Annotated in this window: 14 protein-coding genes and 1 pseudogene; 7 read left to right on the top strand and 8 right to left on the bottom strand. The window is 66.7% G+C overall.

The annotated features are described in order from the left end of the window. Positions 1 to 119: 119 nt before the first annotated feature. Positions 120 to 2,744 carry an alpha-glucan family phosphorylase gene (glgP, locus tag A5663_RS01300; protein WP_068143100.1) on the bottom strand — a complete coding sequence of 875 codons (2,625 nt, stop codon included), beginning with the start codon at positions 2,742 to 2,744 and terminating at the stop codon, positions 120 to 122. A gap of 195 nt (positions 2,745 to 2,939) precedes the next feature. On the opposite strand from glgP, the gene A5663_RS01295 reads away from it, so the two are divergent. Both A5663_RS01295 and glgB read left to right on the top strand, forming a co-directional pair. After that, positions 2,940 to 5,027, top strand: coding sequence for an alpha-1,4-glucan--maltose-1-phosphate maltosyltransferase (locus A5663_RS01295; RefSeq protein WP_068143099.1), 2,088 nt, complete (start codon positions 2,940 to 2,942; stop codon positions 5,025 to 5,027). 4 nt (positions 5,028 to 5,031) lie between these two features. Beyond that, positions 5,032 to 7,245: a 1,4-alpha-glucan branching protein GlgB gene (gene glgB, locus A5663_RS01290; protein ID WP_068143098.1), complete on the top strand. Its 2,214-nt coding sequence runs from the start codon at positions 5,032 to 5,034 to the stop codon at positions 7,243 to 7,245. A 23-nt stretch (positions 7,246 to 7,268) separates the two neighbouring features. Here the strand turns inward: glgB and A5663_RS01285 are convergent, their stop codons facing one another. Genes A5663_RS01285 through A5663_RS01275 form a run of 3 tightly spaced genes read right to left on the bottom strand, consistent with a single transcriptional unit; the run spans position 7,269 to position 9,782 of the window. Next, positions 7,269 to 8,159: a tetratricopeptide repeat protein gene (locus tag A5663_RS01285; protein ID WP_197503257.1), complete on the bottom strand. Its 891-nt coding sequence runs from the start codon at positions 8,157 to 8,159 to the stop codon at positions 7,269 to 7,271. Between the two features lie 13 nt (positions 8,160 to 8,172). Then, on the bottom strand, positions 8,173 to 8,556 hold the full coding sequence (locus tag A5663_RS01280) for a DUF3817 domain-containing protein (protein ID WP_068143096.1): 384 nt from the start codon (positions 8,554 to 8,556) through the stop codon (positions 8,173 to 8,175). A gap of 44 nt (positions 8,557 to 8,600) precedes the next feature. Further along, positions 8,601 to 9,782 (bottom strand): acetyl-CoA C-acetyltransferase, encoded by a 1,182-nt coding sequence (locus A5663_RS01275; RefSeq protein WP_068143095.1) that lies wholly within the window; start codon positions 9,780 to 9,782, stop codon positions 8,601 to 8,603. Between the two features lie 83 nt (positions 9,783 to 9,865). On the opposite strand from A5663_RS01275, the gene mce reads away from it, so the two are divergent. Next, on the top strand, positions 9,866 to 10,339 hold the full coding sequence (mce, locus tag A5663_RS01270; RefSeq protein WP_068143094.1) for a methylmalonyl-CoA epimerase: 474 nt from the start codon (positions 9,866 to 9,868) through the stop codon (positions 10,337 to 10,339). Positions 10,340 to 10,346: 7 nt separating this feature from the next. Here mce and A5663_RS01265 read toward each other — a convergent pair whose 3' ends face one another. After that, positions 10,347 to 10,631, bottom strand: coding sequence for a hypothetical protein (locus A5663_RS01265; RefSeq protein ID WP_068143093.1), 285 nt, complete (start codon positions 10,629 to 10,631; stop codon positions 10,347 to 10,349). Next, positions 10,631 to 11,302 carry an endonuclease NucS gene (nucS, locus tag A5663_RS01260; protein WP_068143092.1) on the bottom strand — a complete coding sequence of 224 codons (672 nt, stop codon included), beginning with the start codon at positions 11,300 to 11,302 and terminating at the stop codon, positions 10,631 to 10,633. The genes A5663_RS01265 and nucS overlap by 1 nt, the downstream gene beginning before the upstream one ends. Positions 11,303 to 11,347: 45 nt before the next feature. On the opposite strand from nucS, the gene A5663_RS01255 reads away from it, so the two are divergent. Next, positions 11,348 to 12,952 (top strand): adenylate/guanylate cyclase domain-containing protein, encoded by a 1,605-nt coding sequence (locus A5663_RS01255; protein ID WP_068143091.1) that lies wholly within the window; start codon positions 11,348 to 11,350, stop codon positions 12,950 to 12,952. Here the strand turns inward: A5663_RS01255 and glsA are convergent. Further along, positions 12,941 to 14,233 carry a glutaminase A gene (gene glsA, locus A5663_RS01250; RefSeq protein WP_068143090.1) on the bottom strand — a complete coding sequence of 431 codons (1,293 nt, stop codon included), beginning with the start codon at positions 14,231 to 14,233 and terminating at the stop codon, positions 12,941 to 12,943. The genes A5663_RS01255 and glsA overlap by 12 nt on opposite strands. A gap of 191 nt (positions 14,234 to 14,424) precedes the next feature. On the opposite strand from glsA, the pseudogene wrbA reads away from it, so the two are divergent. After that, a pseudogene (gene wrbA, locus A5663_RS01245) lies at positions 14,425 to 15,025 on the top strand (NAD(P)H:quinone oxidoreductase). Here the strand turns inward: wrbA and A5663_RS01240 are convergent. Continuing rightward, positions 15,022 to 15,528: a hypothetical protein gene (locus tag A5663_RS01240; RefSeq protein WP_068143089.1), complete on the bottom strand. Its 507-nt coding sequence runs from the start codon at positions 15,526 to 15,528 to the stop codon at positions 15,022 to 15,024. The pseudogene wrbA and the gene A5663_RS01240 sit on opposite strands and share 4 nt — an antisense overlap. A 157-nt stretch (positions 15,529 to 15,685) precedes the next feature. On the opposite strand from A5663_RS01240, the gene A5663_RS01235 reads away from it, so the two are divergent. Further along, positions 15,686 to 17,170, top strand: coding sequence for a DNA-3-methyladenine glycosylase 2 family protein (locus A5663_RS01235; protein ID WP_197503256.1), 1,485 nt, complete (start codon positions 15,686 to 15,688; stop codon positions 17,168 to 17,170). Continuing rightward, complete coding sequence (locus A5663_RS01230) at positions 17,170 to 17,673, top strand: methylated-DNA--[protein]-cysteine S-methyltransferase (protein ID WP_068143087.1); 504 nt, start codon at positions 17,170 to 17,172, stop codon at positions 17,671 to 17,673. The genes A5663_RS01235 and A5663_RS01230 overlap by 1 nt, the downstream gene beginning before the upstream one ends. Positions 17,674 to 17,807 lie beyond the last annotated feature (134 nt).

Below are 17,807 nucleotides of genomic sequence, written 5' to 3'. Positions count from 1 at the left end.
CCCGACGGCCAGCACCGTGAAACCACGCCGCAGCCCAACTCCAACTGTCACTGCCCGTCCTCCCGATCGTCCGCGATGCCTCGGAACCTACCGCGACCCGCATCGGCGAGTACGGGCGGTCACGCGAGCGTGACGAGGCCCAGCTCGTTGTCGCCGGCGAGCAACGGGTGGTGCGGCAGCACCCGCACGGTGTAGCCGACCGGACCGGCAATCGGCAGCGGCGCCGTCGCGGAGAACACCTCGGTCCCGCCGTCGGCGCTGCCGGTGTGGGCCATCGGCACTGTCACCGGGTCGACGAGCTGGTCACCGGCGTCGACGCGGCCGAGCACGGCCTGCACGACGACCTCGTCAGGCCGCAGACCAGCCAGCTGCACCGTCGCCGTCAGCGTGAGCTCGGACCCCAGCAGTGGGGTGTCCGGCAGCCCGTAGCTGTCGACGTCGGTGATCTGGATCTTGGGCCACGACTCCTGGGCTCGCAGTCGGTAGCCGGCCAATTCCCGTGCGGCGCCGAACGGTTCACCGTCAGCGCCGGGTTCGACGGTCCTGCGCAGCGACTGTGCCGCGGGCGCGTAGTACTTCTCGGTGTACTCGCGCACCATGCGCGATGCCAGCAGCTTCGGCCCGAGCACGATCAGCGTGTGCCGCACCATCTCCACCCACCGGGTCGGGACACCGCGCTCGTCGCGGTCGTAGAACTTCGGCGCGACCGACGTCTCGAGCAGGTCGTAGAGGGCGGCCGCCTCGAGATCATCGCGGCGGTTCTCGTCTGCCAGGCCGTCGGCGGTCGGGATCTCCCACCCGTTGTCGCCGTCGTACCACTCGTCCCACCACCCGTCGCGGATCGACAGGTTCAGCCCCCCGTTCAGCGCGCTTTTCATCCCGGACGTCCCGCACGCCTCCAGCGGTCGCAGCGGGTTGTTCAGCCACACATCGCAGCCCCAGTACAGCTGGCGGGCCATCGACATATCGTAGTCGGGAAGGAAGGCGATCCGGTGCCGCACCTCGGGGCGGTCGGCGAACCGCACCACCTGCTGGATCAGCGCCTTGCCGCCGTCGTCGGCGGGATGAGACTTGCCGGCGACGATCAGCTGGACGGGACGCTCGTCGTCGAGGAGCAGCCGCTCCAGCCGCTCCGGATCGCTCAACATCAGCGTCAGCCGCTTGTACGTCGGGACTCGTCGCGCGAAGCCGATCGTCAACACGCCGGGATCGAAAGCCGTTGCGATCCAGCCCAGTTCGGCTTCAGCCGCGCCACGCTCCAGAAAGGAGCGGCGCAGCCGCGCGCGCACGTCGGCGACGAGTTGCTCGCGCAGCAGTGACCGGATCCACCACAGATGGCCCGGGTCGACCTGTTGCAGCCGCTCCCACACCGCCGGTTCCCGCGCACCGCTGAGATCCTGGCTCTCGAGCAGCTCATTGGCGAGCTGAAGCCACTGCGGCGCCGCCCACGTCGGCGCGTGCACACCGTTGGTGATGGAACCGATCGGCACTTCGGCGGCGTCGAACCCCGGCCACAGCTCATTGAACATGTGGCGGCTGACCCTGCCGTGCAGAAGCGAGACACCGTTGGCCCGCTGGGCCAGCCGCAGGCCCATGTGAGCCATGTTGAACTTGCTCGGGTCGTCCTCGTCGCCGAACGCGACGATCCGGTCGAGCGGCAGGCCGGGCAGCAGTCGCGACATCTCCCCCACCGGTCCGTCGGTGCGGCCGCCGAAGTAGCGCCGGACCATCTCCACCGGGAACCGGTCGATGCCCGCGGGAACCGGGGTGTGGGTGGTGAACACCGTCGACGACCGCACCACCGTCAGCGCGGTGTCGAAATCGAGGCCGGCGTCGATGAGTTCGCGGATGCGCTCGACACCGAGGAAGCCCGCGTGCCCCTCGTTCATGTGGAACACCTCCGGCGCGGGCCTGCCCTCCAGCTCGATGAAGGACCGGATCGCCCGGACTCCGCCGATGCCGGCCAGGATCTCCTGCTTGATCCGGTGCTCCTGGTCGCCGCCGTAGAGCCGGTCGGTGACGCCGCGCAGATCGTGGTCGTTCTCGGGAACGTCGGAATCCAAGAGCAGCAACGGGATCCGGCCGACCTGGGCGATCCAGATCCGGGCCCGCAGCTGATTGTCGTATTGGTTCTCGCCGGGCATCGCCACGGCGACCAGCACCGCCCGCCCGTCGGAGTCGGTCAACAGCCGCAGCGGCAGCCCCTGCGGGTCGACGGCCGGGTAGCTCTCGTGCTGCCATCCGTCGGCGGTCAGTGACTGCCGGAAGTAACCCGAGCGGTACAGCAGTCCGACGGCGATCAGCGGCAGGCCCAGATCGGACGCCGCTTTGAGGTGGTCGCCGGCCAGGATGCCCAGGCCGCCGGAGTAGTTCGGCAACGCCTCGGCGACACCGAACTCCATCGAGAAGTAGGCGATGCCGTTAGGTAGCTGGGCGCCTTGTTCCAGTTGCTCCTGGTACCACAGCGGACGGTTCAGATAGTCGTCGAGATCGGCGGCCAGCCCGTCGAGGCGCGTCAGGAACGCCTCATCGGTTGCCAGCTCGTCCAGGCGCCGGGGACTGATCTGGCCCAGCAGGCTCACCGGGTCGCAGCCGACCTGCCGCCACAGATCGGGATCCATCAACTCGAACAGATCCTGGGTCGGCCGGTCCCATGACCAGCGCAGGTTGATCGACAGCTGTTCCAGCGCGCCCAGTCGGTCGGGCAGGTGCGCACGGACGGTGAACCTTCTCAGCGCTTTCATCGGGCCATCACGCGACTCAACCTTACTGACAATCCGGCGGTTCGCAGGCTCCGTTGCCGGACTGCTTGCCTGCATTGGGTTGGGCTGCGCAATACGGTGGGTATAGGGCGCGGGGGACACGCGAGAGGCACGGCGTGACGAGAAACCAGACGACACAGCGGCCCCATCGGCCGCGTCAACGTGAGGAGTGGTCAGGTGGCGGGCCGTATCGAAATCGATGACGTGGAGCCTGTCGTCTCCAACGGGCGATACCCCGCCAAGGCCGTCATCGGAGAGATCGTGCCGATTGCCGCCTCTGTCTGGCGGGAGGGCCACGACGCCGTCGCGGCGACGCTGGTGGTGCGCTTCCACGGCCGCGCCTATCCCCAGCTCGCCAACGACCCCCCGGGGTTGGTGAAATCCGCCGAGGCCGTGCCCATCGAAACGGTCCTCGGCGCCACGCCCCGCAAGCGTCCCCAGCACCTGCCGATGTCGATGGGCCGGACGCCCGACCTGTTCCACGGCGCGTTCACCCCGGACTGCCAGGGGCTGTGGACCTTCCGGGTGGACGGGTGGGGCGACCCCGTGGCCACCTGGCGAAAGAACGTGACCGCCAAGCTCGACGCGGGGCAGAGTGAGTCGGAACTGTCCAACGATCTGCTGATCGGCGCCGGCCTGCTCGAACGCGCCGCGGCCGGGGTGCCGCGCCAACACCGTCATCCGCTCATCGAGGCGGCGGCGCGATTACGCCAGCCCGGGGATCCGTTCGGCCGGGCCGGCGCGGCGCTTGCACCGGAGGTCACTCGCCTGCTCGACGATTATCCGCTGCGCGAGCTGCTCACCCGAGGCAAGCAATTTGGCATCTGGGTGGACCGTCCCGAGGCGCGGTTCAGTGCGTGGTACGAGTTCTTCCCGCGGTCCACCGGCGGTTGGGACAGCAAGGGCAACCCGATGCACGGCACCTTCGCGACCGCAACGAAGGCACTGTCCCGCATCGCGCGGATGGGCTTCGACGTCGTCTACCTGCCGCCGGTCCATCCGATCGGCAAGGTGCATCGCAAGGGCCGCAACAACAGTGTCACCGCCGCACCCGACGATGTCGGCTCACCATGGGCCATCGGAAGTGACGAGGGCGGCCACGACGCGATCCATCCGGAGCTGGGCACCATCGCCGACTTCGACGACTTCGTCGCCGCGGCTCGCGACGAGGGCATGGAGGTGGCGCTCGACCTTGCCCTGCAGTGCGCGCCGGACCACCCGTGGGCGAAAGCCCATCCGGAGTGGTTCACCGTGCTACCCGACGGCACCATCGCCTACGCGGAGAACCCGCCGAAGAAGTACCAAGACATCTACCCGCTGAACTTCGACAACGACCCGGCGGGCCTCTACGAAGAGGTGCTCCGCGTCGTTCGGCACTGGATCTCGCACGGCGTCAAGATCTTTCGTGTCGACAATCCGCACACCAAGCCGCCGAACTTCTGGGCCTGGCTGATCGGCCAGGTGAAGAACGAGCACCCCGACGTGTTGTTCCTGTCCGAGGCGTTCACCCGGCCCGCGCGGCTCTACGGCCTGGCCAAACTCGGCTTCACCCAGTCGTATTCGTACTTCACCTGGCGCACCGCCAAGTGGGAGATCACCGAGTTCGGTGAACAGATCGCCGAACACGCCGACTACGCCTGCCCGAACCTGTTCGTCAACACCCCCGACATCCTGCACGAGAGCCTTCAGCACGGCGGCCCGGGCATGTTCGCGATCCGCGCGGTGCTGGCGTCGACGATGAGTTCGTCGTGGGGCGTGTACTCGGGCTACGAACTCTACGAACACCGCCCGGTCCGAGAAGGCAGCGAGGAGTACCTCAACTCCGAGAAGTACGAGTTGCGCCCCCGCGACTTCGACGCCGCGCTGGCCGACGGCGAGTCGCTGGAACCGTTCATCACGCGGCTCAACGAGATCCGCCGGTTGCACCCGGCGCTGCACCAGTTGCGCACGATCAAGTTCCACCACGCCGACAACGACGCGCTGCTGGCCTACAGCAAGTTCGATCCGGCCACCGGTGATCAGGTGCTGGTGGTGGTCACCCTGAACCCATTCGGGCCCGAAGAGGCCACGCTGTGGTTGGACATGCCGGCGCTCGGGATGGAGCCATACGACCGGTTCTGGGTGCGTGACGAAGTAACCGGTGACGAATACCAATGGGGGCAGGCCAATTACGTTCGCCTCGACCCGGGGCGGGCGGTGGCGCACATCTTGAACATGCCGCAGGTGCCGGCCGACCAACGACTCAATCTGCTGCGTAGGGAGTGACGACATGACGCGGACCAAACAATCCAGCAGCCCGAATCTGCGACCGCACACCGCCGATCTCAACCGATTGCTCGCCGGTGAGCACCACGACCCGCACTCGGTGCTCGGCGCGCACGAGTACGAGGACCACACCGTCATCCGCGCCTACCGGCCGCACGCGGTCGAAGTGGTGGCGCTCGTCGGCGGTGAGCGATATCCGTTCCAGCACATCGAATCCGGCTTGTTCGCGGTCGCGCTGCCGTTCACCGGCCTGGCTGATTACCGGCTCGAGGTCCACTATCCCGGCGACAACGGCTCGACCCACGAACACGTGGTCGCTGATGCGTACCGCTTCCTGCCGACCCTCGGTGAGATGGACCTGCACCTGTTCGCCGAGGGCCGCCATGAGCGGCTCTGGGAGATCCTCGGCGCACACCCGCGCCGCTACACCACGCCCGACGGCGTGGTCGAAGGCGTCTCGTTCGCGGTGTGGGCGCCGAATGCCAAGGGGGTCAGCCTCATCGGCGAGTTCAACCACTGGGACGGTAACCAGGCCCAGTTGCGGGTGCTCGGCTCGACGGGCGTGTGGGAGGTGTTCTGGCCGGGCTTCGAGATCGGCGGGCTGTACAAGTTCCGGATCCACGGCGCCGACGGGTCGGTCAGCGACCGTGCCGATCCGATGGCCTTCGCCACCGAGGTGCCACCGAAGACAGCCTCGAAAGTGACTGTCAGCGAGTACATCTGGGAAGACGAGGAGTGGATGGCGCGCCGGGCCGCCCAGAACCCGGTGTTCGAGCCGATGAGCACCCTCGAGGTACATCTGATGTCGTGGCGGCCCGGGCTGAGCTACCGCGAGCTGGCCACGGAACTGACCGAGTACGTCGCCGAGAACGGGTTCACGCACGTCGAGTTGATGCCGGTGGCCGAGCATCCCTTCGGCGGTTCCTGGGGATACCAGGTGACCTCGTACTACGCGCCGACGTCGCGGCTGGGCACACCCGACGAGTTCCGGCACCTGGTCGACGCCCTGCACCAGGCCGGCATCGGCGTGATCATGGACTGGGTGCCCGCCCACTTCCCCAAGGACGCCTGGGCCCTCGGCCGCTTCGACGGCACCGCCCTCTACGAACACTCCGACCCCCGCCGTGGCGAGCAACTGGACTGGGGCACATATGTGTTCGACTTCGGCCGCGCCGAGGTGCGCAACTTCCTGGTTGCCAACGCGCTGTACTGGTTGCAGGAGTTCCACATCGACGGCCTGCGGGTTGATGCGGTCGCCTCGATGCTGTACCTGGACTACTCGCGACCCGAGGGTGGCTGGACACCGAACATCTACGGCGGTCGCGAGAACCTCGAAGCGGTGCAGTTTCTGCAGGAGATGAACGCGACGGTGCACAAGATCGCACCCGGCATCGTGACCGTCGCCGAGGAGTCCACATCGTGGCCCGGTGTCACCCGGCCGACAAACCTTGGCGGCCTTGGCTTCTCGATGAAGTGGAACATGGGCTGGATGAACGACACGCTGGAGTTCATCAAACGTGACCCGATCCATCGCAGTTATCACCACCACGAGATCACGTTCTCGATGCTCTACGCGTTCAGCGAGAACTACGTGCTGCCGATCAGCCACGACGAGGTCGTGCACGGCAAGGGCACGCTGTGGGGCCGGATGCCGGGCAGCGACCACACCAAGGCAGCCGGGCTGCGCGGTCTGCTGGCCTACCAGTGGGCGCACCCGGGCAAGCAGCTGTTGTTCATGGGCCAGGAGTTCGGCCAGCGCGCCGAATGGTCGGAGGAACGCGGCGTCGACTGGTACCAGCTCGACGAGAACAGTTTCTCCACCGGGATCCAGCGCATGGTTCGTGACATCAACACCATCTACCGCAGTAACCGGGCGCTGTGGTCGCAAGACACCCGCCCGGAGGGCTACTCCTGGATCGATGCCAACGACTCGGCCAACAACGTGCTGAGCTTTCTGCGCTATGGCGACGACGGGTCCGTGCTCGCGTGTGTGTTCAACTTCTCCGGCGCCGAGCACGGTCGCTACCGGCTCGGCCTGCCCCATGCCGGCACTTGGCGCGAGGTACTCAACACCGATGCCGACATCTACAACGGGTCGGGCATCGGCAACTACGGGGCCGTGGAGGCGACTGACGAACCGTGGCACGGCCGTCCGGCGTCCGCGGTGATGGTGCTGCCTCCGCTTGCGGCGCTGTGGTTCGAGTACCAACGCGAGTGAGCGCGGCCCACTAGCGCCGGCGACTAGTAGAGCGCGTTGGCCAGCTTGCGCCGACCGGCGATCACCTCGGGGTCGGCGGGGTCGAACAGGTCGAACAGCTCGACGAGCCGGGTGCGGACTTGCGCGCGATCATCCCCCGACGTGCGCTTGACGAGGTTGATGAGCCGGTCGAAGGCGGCTGCGACGTTCTTCTGCAGCAGCTCGACGTCGGCCGCCGCGAACGCCGCCTCGATGTCGTCGGGTGCCGCATCTGCGGCGACAATCGCCTCGGGAGTCCGGGCGCTCGCCCGCTGCAGGAACTCGATCTGGCGTACGGCGCCCTTGGCTTCGGCGTGAGTCGGGTTGGCGTCCAGGATCGCCTGGTACGCGGTGCGGGCGGCGTCGAAATCGCCGGCATCCAGATGCGCGCGGGCCTGCGCCAGCGCGGGATCGACCTGCTCGGGCTCTTCGCCGCCCTCGCTGCCGCTCAACTTGCCGGCGACCGCGTTCAACAGCGAATCGATCCACTGCCGCAACTGGTCGGGTGGTTGCATGCCCTGGAAGCTGGACAGCGGTTGACCGGCCGCCAATGCCACCACGGTCGGGACCGCCTGCACGCCGAACATCTGCGCCACCCGCGGCACGACGTCGACGTTGACCGTCGCCAGCGACCACTTACCGCCGTCGGCCGTCGCCAGTTCCGACAGCGCATCGCCCAACTGGACGCTGGCTTCGCTGCGCGGTGTCCACAGCAGCACCACGACGGGGACCTGGCTGGACCGGACCAGCACCTCGTTCTCGAGATTGGCCTCGGTGATCTCCACTCCGCCGGTCGGCGCCGACGTGCCACCGTCAGCCGTTGGCCGCTGCTTGAGGGCGGACAGGTCAACCGCACCGGCCATGGAGGCCGCGATAGGAGGGCGTGGACGACTCACGCGAACAAGTTTGTCACGTCGTTTCCGGCGCCGGCCGCCCCGGTTGCGTCACGACCACCGCAGCTCTCGCAGCCCCCATGCGCCCGGTTCGATCAGCCCAGATGACGAAGATCACACTCGCCAGCGGCACGACGCTCGCCAACAGCCCGAGCAACCAGGTGCCCGGCGCCCACTTGAAGAGGACGGCGGCCAGCACCCCCACCACGACGAAGCCGACGAAGACCAGTCCGTGCGCCATCCCGAAGATCTTGACGCCGATCTCGGTTCTCGGAGTGCCGATGTACTTGAAGTACATGCCGGTCAATAGTCCGACCCAGCTGACGGCCTCCATCAACGCGACGAGGCGAAACCAGCCGGCGACGGACCGCAGATCGAAAGGGCCAGTCATGGCCGCCATTGTGCCCGAAACGCAGCCGGATTACTACATGACGTAGTAGATGGCTATGCCCTGCGCAGGATCAGCGCGTCGCCCTGACCGCCCGCGCCGCACAGTGCGGCCACGGCGTAACCGGACCCGCGGCGGGCCAGTTCCAAAGCAGCGTGCAACGTGATGCGCGCCCCCGACATGCCGATCGGGTGGCCGATGGCGATCGCGCCGCCGTTGACGTTGACTTTCTCCGGGTCAACGCCAAGCTCTTTGGTCGAGGCCAAGGCGACCGCGGAAAACGCCTCGTTGATCTCGATAACATCAAGTTGCTCGAGCGAGATGCCTTCGCGCGCAACGGCTTTCTTGATGGCATTGGCGGGCTGCGACTGCAGGGTGGAGTCCGGCCCGGCGACGACTCCGTGTGCGCCGATCTCGGCCAGCCAGCTCAGACCCAACTCCTCGGCCTTGGCCTTGTTCATCACGACGACCGCGCATGCGCCGTCGGAGATCTGCGACGCCGAACCGGCGGTGATGGTGCCGTCTTTACGGAAAGCGGGCTTGAGGCCGGCCAGCGACTCGGCGGTGGTGTTGGCGCGTATGCCCTCGTCCTCGGTGAACTCCAGCGGGTCGCCCTTGCGCTGAGGAATCTGCACCGGAACCACCTCGTCGGCGTAGATGCCGTCTTTCCATGCCGCGGCGGCCTTTTGGTGTGACCCGGCCGCGAACTCGTCCTGCTCGGCGCGGGTGAACTGGTCGACGTCGTTGCGCTGTTCGGTCAGCGCGCCCATCGGCTGGTCGGTGAACACATCGTGCAGGCCGTCGTAGGCCATGTGGTCGAGCACGGTGACGTCGCCGTACTTGTAGCCCGAGCGGCTGTTCATCAGCAGGTGCGGCGCCTGGGTCATCGATTCCTGACCGCCGGCGACGACGACGTCGAACTCACCGGCGCGGATCAGCTGATCGGCCAGCGCGATCGCGTCGATGCCCGACAGGCACATCTTGTTGATCGTCAGGGCGGGCACGTCCCAGCCGATGCCCGCGGCCACCGCGGCCTGCCTCGCGGGCATCTGACCGGCGCCGGCCGTGAGGACCTGGCCCATGATCACGTACTCGACGGCCGACGGAGCCACGTTGGCTTTCTCGAGCGCCGCTTTGATCGCGACGCCACCCAGGTCGCTGCCCGAGAAATCCTTGAGCGAGCCCATCAGCTTCCCGACGGGGGTACGGGCCCCAGCAACGATTACCGACGTCGTCATTTAGCACCTCCGGAAACTGGGTATATCCGTATGTGTTCCATGACACATACCGCAAACATCTGTCTCAAGGTTACCGTTACGCTATGACCACTGAACACGTAGGCGCACGTCGGGCGCTCGCCAGCGCCCTAGTGACGGCGATCGACCACGTGGGAATCGCGGTGCCGGACCTGGACGCCGCGATCAAGTGGTATCACGACCACCTCGGCATGATCGTGCTGCACGAGGAGGTCAACGAGGATCAGGGCGTGCGCGAGGCCATGCTCTCGGTGCGCGGCGCCCCGGTCGGCAGCGCGCAGGTGCAGTTGATGGCGCCGCTGGACGAGACGTCGACGATCGCGAAGTTCCTCGACAAGCGCGGGCCGGGACTGCAACAGTTGGCCTACCGGACCAGCGATCTGGACGCGCTCAGCGAGCGCCTGCGCGCCGACGGCGTGCGGCTGCTCTACGACGCCCCGCGCCGCGGCACCGCGGATTCCCGGATCAACTTCATCCATCCGAAGGATGCCGGCGGCGTACTCGTCGAACTCGTCGAGCCGGCCGGCAGCGAGCACTGACGCTCACTCACGACCATCTGCGGGTGGGGCCGCGGGTGCCCCGATGCGTCCAGCACGCGGTATGCCAGTGCCGACGGTCGTCGAGGCCGCGTTCGCCCGCCTCAGCCGGGATCACCACCAGATGCGCTGTGCCCGGACGGATTTCGTGGTCACATCCGGGGCAGCGGTAGGTCTTGACAGCGCGCACCCCTGCGATCGCGCGCACCTCGTACTCGTAACCGTCCGGCCCCGTTTCCACGCGTCGTGGGGCGGGCAGCGGCGGCGGACGCTGCGAGCGGCGCTTGCGAGCCATCAGAACAACCGGAACTCGTCGCTGTCCATGCCGCGCATCCGGTCGTAGTCCAAGGTCAGGCAGCGGATGCCCCGGTCGGTGGCCAGCGTGCGGGCCTGCGGTTTGATCTGCTGGGCGGCGAAGACCCCGGCCACCGGCGCGAGCAGGCTGTCACGGTTGAGCAGCTCGAGATAGCGGGTGAGCTGTTCGACGCCGTCGATCTCGCCGCGGCGCTTGATCTCGACGGCGACCGTCCCGCCGTTCTCGTCGCGGCACAGCAGGTCCACGGGACCGATCGCGGTCATGTACTCGCGCCGCACCAGCGTGTAGCCCGCGCCCAACAGCTCCACGTGCTCGGCCAGCAACTCCTGAAGATGCGCTTCGACACCGTCCTTGACCAGACCGGGATCGACGCCGAGTTCGTGGGTGGAGTCGTGCTCGATGTCTTCGACGGTGATCCGCAACTGCTCGCCCGCCTTGTTCTCGACCACCCAAACCGGCGTCGGCCCGCTGTTGTCCTCGGTGAGACGGCAGGGTGGGGTCATCCAATTCAACGGTTTGTAGGCCCGGTCATCGGCGTGCACGCTGACCGAACCGTCCGCCTTGACGAGCAGCAGTCGCCGCGCCGAGGGCAGATGTGCGGTCAGGCGTCCGACATAGTCCACGGTGCACTGGGCGATCACGAGACGCACCCGACCACCTTAGGTGGCGACCCGGGAAATTAGGCTGAGGGCACGATGACCGCTAACAAGAGCGTCGCGCATCGGCTGGGCCGCGTCCTCGAGGCGGTGACCCGCCAGAGCGGGCGGCTGCCCACCACCCCCGAATACGGGTCGTGGGTGCTCGGCAAAGTCAACGAGAGTCAGGTGCGCCGGCGGGTCCGCATCCAGGTGATGTTGACGACGCTCATCCTGTTCACCAACCTGCTCGGGATCGTCGTCGCCACCGTACTGGTGGCGTTCGTGTTTCCGACGCCGAGCATCTTCTCCGACGTTCCGGCATGGCTGACGTGGGGTCTGAGCCCGGCCTACATCGTGCTGGCGCTGAGCACCGGCATCTTCTGGGTGACCCGCAAGATCGTCAACTCGCTGCGGTGGGCGATCGAGGAGCGCAAACCGGATCGCACCAACCAGCGCGACACGTTCGTCGCGCCGTGGCGGGTGGCTCGCATGGTGCTCGTGCTGTGGGGTGTGGGGGCGGCACTGCTCACCACGCTGTACGGCCTACGCGACACGGACTTCATCCCGCGATTCCTTTTCGGGGTGAGCTTTTCGGGAATAGTGGTGGCCACCGCCTGCTACCTGATCACCGAGTTCGCACTGCGTCCCGTGGCGGCCCAGGCGCTCGAAGCGGGGCATCCGCCGCGCCGGCTGGCCGACGGCATCATGGGCCGGACCATGCTGGTATGGCTGTTGGGCTCGGGCGTGCCGGTGATGGGAATCGCGGTGACGGCGATCTTCGCGCTGGCGCTGCAGAATCTGACGCCGTCGCAGTTCGCGTTTGCGGTGCTGAGCATCGCGGCGGTCGCGTTTTTGTTCGGCTCCGTTCTGATGTGGTTGCTGTCGTGGCTGACCACCACCCCGGTACGGGTGGTGCAGTCAGCGCTCAAGCACGTCGAGGAAGGCAACTTCGACTGCAATGTCGTCGTCTTCGACGGCACCGAGCTGGGCGAGTTGCAGCGCGGATTCAACTCGATGGTCCAGGGCCTCAAGGAACGCGAACGCGTGCGCGATCTGTTCGGCCGCCACGTCGGCCGCGAGGTCGCCGCGGCCGCGGAAAAGGAACGTCTGGAACTCGGCGGCGAGGAACGCCACGTTGCGGTTCTCTTTGTCGACATCATCGGCTCGACGCAGCTGGTGACGGCCAAGCGCGCGACCGAGGTCGTCGACCTGCTGAACCGGTTCTTCACGGTGGTGGTCGAGGAGGTCGACCGCCACCATGGCTTCGTCAACAAATTCGAGGGCGACGGCGCGTTGGCTGTCTTCGGCGCGCCTCTGCCATTGGGTAACCCGGAGGACTCTGCGCTGGCCGCCGCCAGGGCCATCGCACAGCGCGTGCGCGACGAGGTGCCTGAGTGTGAGGCGGGCATCGGCGTGGCGGCGGGTGAGGCGGTCGCAGGCAACGTCGGCGCCAGGGAACGCTTCGAGTACACGGTGATCGGTGAGCCGGTCAACGAGGCGGCACGGCTGTGCGAACTGGCAAAAGAGAGTCCGGGCCACCTGCTCGCCTCCTCAGACGCGGTGTCGGGCGCGAGCGACACCGAAAGCGCCCACTGGACATTCGGCGACGAGGTGACGTTGCGCGGGCACGACGAGTCGACCAGGCTGGCGTTACCCGTCTGATCCGGTGCCGACGAAGCTCTCAGCTGCGCTCAACGCGTCATCGAGCGTGCGGAACACCTTCGTCACCGAGCCCTGCTCAGGGGTCGCCCGCAGAGCACCGTCGGGGTCGACCGCGTAGCCCTCCTTTCCTGCTGCAACGAGTGACTCACGCATGCCTGCGAGCATGCGCCGAGCGGCATCGTCGATGTCGTCCACGCGTGACATGTTCAGGATCGCGACGTCGAAGTCGCCGCACTCCTCGTCCACGGTTCGCAGCACCTGCTCGGCTCCGGTGAACAACAGGTCGCCGTGCAGTTCGTAGATCCGGACGCCGGGGCCCGCATCGTAGGCGGCACGGATCGTCGAGCGGGATTCCCGGGTCACCGAGAGGAAGTGCAGCCCGAGGTTTTCCGACAAGCTGCGACACACTTCGACCCCGCGCACGCTGTTGCCCTTGTCGTCCAGCAGTGGCGAGTAGACGCCGATGCCGAGTTGTCCGGGCAGCACGGCGGCAATGCCGCCGCCGACACCACTTTTGGCAGGGAGCCCGACTGCGCTGACCCAGTCCCCCGCCGCGTCGTACATCCCGCAGGTGACCATGACACTGAGCGTCCGTTGCACCACCGCCGCGGACATCACGCGTCGGCCCGATGTCGGCACGACCCCACCGCGGGCGAGCGTGGCGGCCATCCGAGCCAGATCGGTGCTCGTCACTTTGATCGAGCACTGCTGGATGTAGACGTCGAGGGTCTCGTCGGGATCACCGTCGAGCGCGCCGAAACTCTGCAACATGTACGCGATTGCGCGGTTACGGCTGCCGGTCTCCTTCTCGGAGGTGTAGAGGTCCTCATCGAGTGCTAGTTCGCGGCCGGCACACGCGGAATAGAACTCGTGGATATAGCCGAACCGCTCATCGGCGGATGCGCCGGGGATGAGCGAGACCGCAGTGATCGCGCCGGCATTGATCATCGGGTTCTTCGGCATGTTGGTGGCTTCGTCGACACTAATCTCGTTGAAGGCCTCACCAGAGGGTTCGACGCCGATCCTCGCGTCCACGGCGTCGCGGCCGATTCGCTCCAACGCCAGCGCGTAGGTGAACGGTTTGGAGACCGACTGGATCGTCAATTCGACTGCAGTGTCGCCGGATTCGTAGACATAGTCATCGGCGAGCGACAACGACAGCCCGAATCTGCTGGGATCGACCCGGGCCAGCTCAGGTATGTAGTCGGCCAGTGCCCCGTCGCTGTTGGCGGCGTGTTGTGCGCGAATCTGGTCCAGATACCGTTGCACCAGTTCGGCCATTGGACCAACCCTAGTGCCGCGGGCGCGTGTGGAGCCTCACCCACGGCGCGGTACGACTCGAGATGGCCGGGCATGAGAGCTCTTCGGCGCCTGACCCGGCCAGCAGTGCCCCCCGTCATGGGTCGAACCCGCGGTGTCGGACGCGGCTTACCGGGTACTCACCCGGGCAACCATTCAGGCAGGGGCGCGCGATGACGAAATTGGCAGTTATCTACTACTCGGCGACCGGACACAGCACGAAGATGGCCGAGCACCTCGCGAGGGCGGGTGAAGGCGCGGGCGCGGAGGTCAGGGTGCGTCACATCGCCGAGACCAGGGATCCGCAGACGTTCGCCAACAATCCGGCATGGTCGGCGAATTACGAAGCGACGAAAGATCTTCCAGCGGCAACCGGCGACGACATCGTATGGGGGGATGCCCGCGATCTTCGGATCGCCGACCCGCTTCGCGAGCACCGCATCGCCGTTCCAGACGTTCATGGACTCGCTTGGCGGCCTGTGGGCGCAGGGGAAGCTGGCCGACAAAGTGTATGCCTGCTACACCTCCAGCCAGACGACGCACGGCGGCCAGGAGACCACCCTCATCGGGATGTACACGTCGTTGATGCACTTCGGCGGAATACTCGTGCCGCCGGGCTACACCGACGGACTGAAGTTCGCCGACGGCAATCCCTATGGCGTCAGCCATGTCACCGGCCCGGACAACCAGAATGACCTCGACGACGCCACGCTGGCCGCGCTCGAACACATGGCCGCGCGCGTTGTGGCGGTCGCCGGGAAACTGCTTTCCTAGCTTTCCTCGTGGCCCACTTCGGCGGGCAGCGGCGGAGGCAACGGCTTGGTGGACGTCGGTGTCGCCGCGCGCGCCGGCGTAGATTGCCCGCCATTCTGCTGTCGCTCGTGGAAGTCGACCATCGGCTCGTCTCGGATCACACGGTTGCCTGCACTGATGGTCAAGGATTGCTTCGAGACGAAATAGGTGATTCCGTCGTTTTCGGCGGTGAACTCGTCGCCAGTCTGCGAGGCAGGTACGACCAACTCTGCGCCGTCGCGAATCCGTACGCCCCGGTACTCGTAGTCACCGTCAGAGGACTTGCAGATCGCGACGCGCGAAGCAGCGGTGCTGCCGAAGACCACCGCTTCGCTGCGTGCCGCACACCGCGCGGTCGAGTCAACATAGCCCTGGGTGTCCGTGGCCGGCGCGGCAAGAGCCGACGGCGGACCGAGCGCGGCTATGGCGCAGCACCCCGCGATCGTGGAGCTCACCTCGAGGAGGTGGCGAATCCGTTTGGGCATCGATTACCACGACAGCACGACATTGGCCGCCGCGCAGCCTCACATGGTGTTTCACCGCCGAATCGTTAGCACGCCGAAACCGGCGTGTTGCGCACCGGCCGACGACGATGTCGGTTTTCCGCCAGTGCTGTCGGTGCTCACGTGTAATCGTAAAGGCGTGCACGACGATTTCGACCGCTGCTACCGGGCTGTGCAGTCCAAGGACGCCCGCTTCGACGGCTGGTTCGTCACTGCCGTGCTGACCACGAAGATCTACTGCCGGCCGAGCTGTCCGGTCCGGCCGCCGTACGCCCGCAACATGCGGTTCTACCCGACCGCGGCGGCCGCACAGAGGGCCGGCTTCCGGGCCTGCAAGCGGTGCCGGCCCGACGCCTCGCCCGGGTCACCGGAGTGGAACGTGCGCGGCGACGTCGTCGCGAGAGCCATGCGCCTGATCGCCGACGGCACTGTGGACCGCGAAGGTGTCACCGGCTTGGCCGCGCGGCTGGGTTACACCACTCGCCAGCTCGAGCGCCTGCTGCAAGCAGAAGTGGGAGCCAATCCGCTGGCGCTGGCGCGAGCTCAGCGTTCGCAGACGGCCCGGGTGCTCATCGAGACGACCGAATTGCCGTTCAGCGACGTGGCTTTCGCGTCCGGGTTCAGCAGCATCCGGCAGTTCAACGACACGGTGCGCGCGGTGTGCGACCTCACTCCGACGGCGCTGCGCCAGCGTGCGCGTACCCGATTCGGCCGCAGCGAGAGTGGCGCCGGAGCGCTGGCGCTGCGCTTACCGGTCCGCACTCCCTTCGCCTACGAGGGGCTGTTCGGGCACTTGGCCGCCAGCGCCGTGCCGGGACTCGAGGAAGTCCGCGACGGCGCGTACCGTCGCACGCTACGTCTGCCGAACGGCAGCGGAATCGTGTCTCTCACACCGCAGCCCGACCATGTTCGATGCCGGATTGTACTCGACGACTTCCGTGATTTGGCGACGTCAATCGCCCGGTGCCGTCGCCTGCTGGATCTCGACGCCGACCCCGAAGCCGTAGTCGACGTGCTCAGCGCCGATCCTGACCTGCAGGCACTCGTCGCCAAAGCGCCGGGGCAGCGGATTCCCCGCACCGTCGACGAATCGGAACTTGCGATCCGGGTGGTGCTGGGCCAGCAGGTGTCGGTGAAAGCGGCCCGCACGCATGCCGGACGCATCGTCAAGGCGTACGGTCAGCCCGTAGCTGACACGTATGGTGGTCTGACGCATGCCTTTCCGTCTGTGGCGCAGCTCGCCGACGTCGATCCGGTGCACCTCGCCTTCCCCGGATCCCGGCAGCGCTCGCTGACGACGTTGATCCGGGCGTTGGCCGACGGCGATGTCGTGCTCGATGCCGGTTGCGATTGGGACCGTGCGCGCACTCAATTGCGCTCGCTGCCGGGCATCGGCCCGTGGACCGCCGAAGTCATCGCCATGCGTGGGCTCGGCGATCCGGACGCATTTCCGGTCACCGACCTCGGGGTGCGACTGGCTGCCGAACAACTGAATCTCCCGACCGATCCTCGTCGGCTCACCGAACACAGCGCCCGATGGAGACCGTGGCGTTCATACGCGACGCAGCACCTTTGGACCGCGCTCGACCACGCGGTCAACAACTGGCCACCGAAGGAGAAGTGATGGCAGACATGATATTTCGCACGATGGACAGTCCGGTCGGCCTTCTGACTCTGGCGGGCAGGGACAACCGGCTGATGCATCTGCGAATGGTCGATCAGACATACGAACCCAGCCGCGACGGTTGGATCGCCGACGACGCGGCGTTTCCTGACGCCGTCGACCAGCTCGAGGAGTACTTCGCCGGCGAACGTACGGAGTTCGACCTCGAACTGGACTTGATCGGTACCGAGTTCCAGCGGCGGGTCTGGGCGGCGCTGCTGACCATTCCCTATGGCCAAACGAGGTCTTACGGTGAGATCGCCCGTCAGATCGCAGCACCCGGCGCGTTCCGTGCTGTGGGACTGGCCAATGGTCATAACCCGATTGGAATCATCGTGCCGTGCCACCGTGTGATCGGCGCGAACGGCAGCCTCACCGGCTACGGCGGCGGACTCGACAGAAAAAAGACCCTGCTCGAGATGGAGAAGAGCCGCGTTTCGCCGGCACTGTCATTGTTCGACTGAAGCCGCATAACCGTACGAATGCCTGTGGCCCCCAATGAGATTGGGGGCCACAGGACTTAATTTGTGTTCGGCGGTGTCCTACTTTTCCGCCCGGGTTGGGCAGTATCATTGGCGCTGGCAGGCTTAGCTTCCGG

It is taken from the genome of Mycobacterium sp. E740, assembly GCF_001672895.1.
Lineage (GTDB): Bacteria > Actinomycetota > Actinomycetes > Mycobacteriales > Mycobacteriaceae > Mycobacterium.
Note: the sequence above shows the minus strand (reverse complement) of the source record. Positions and strands in the feature narration are given on the sequence as shown.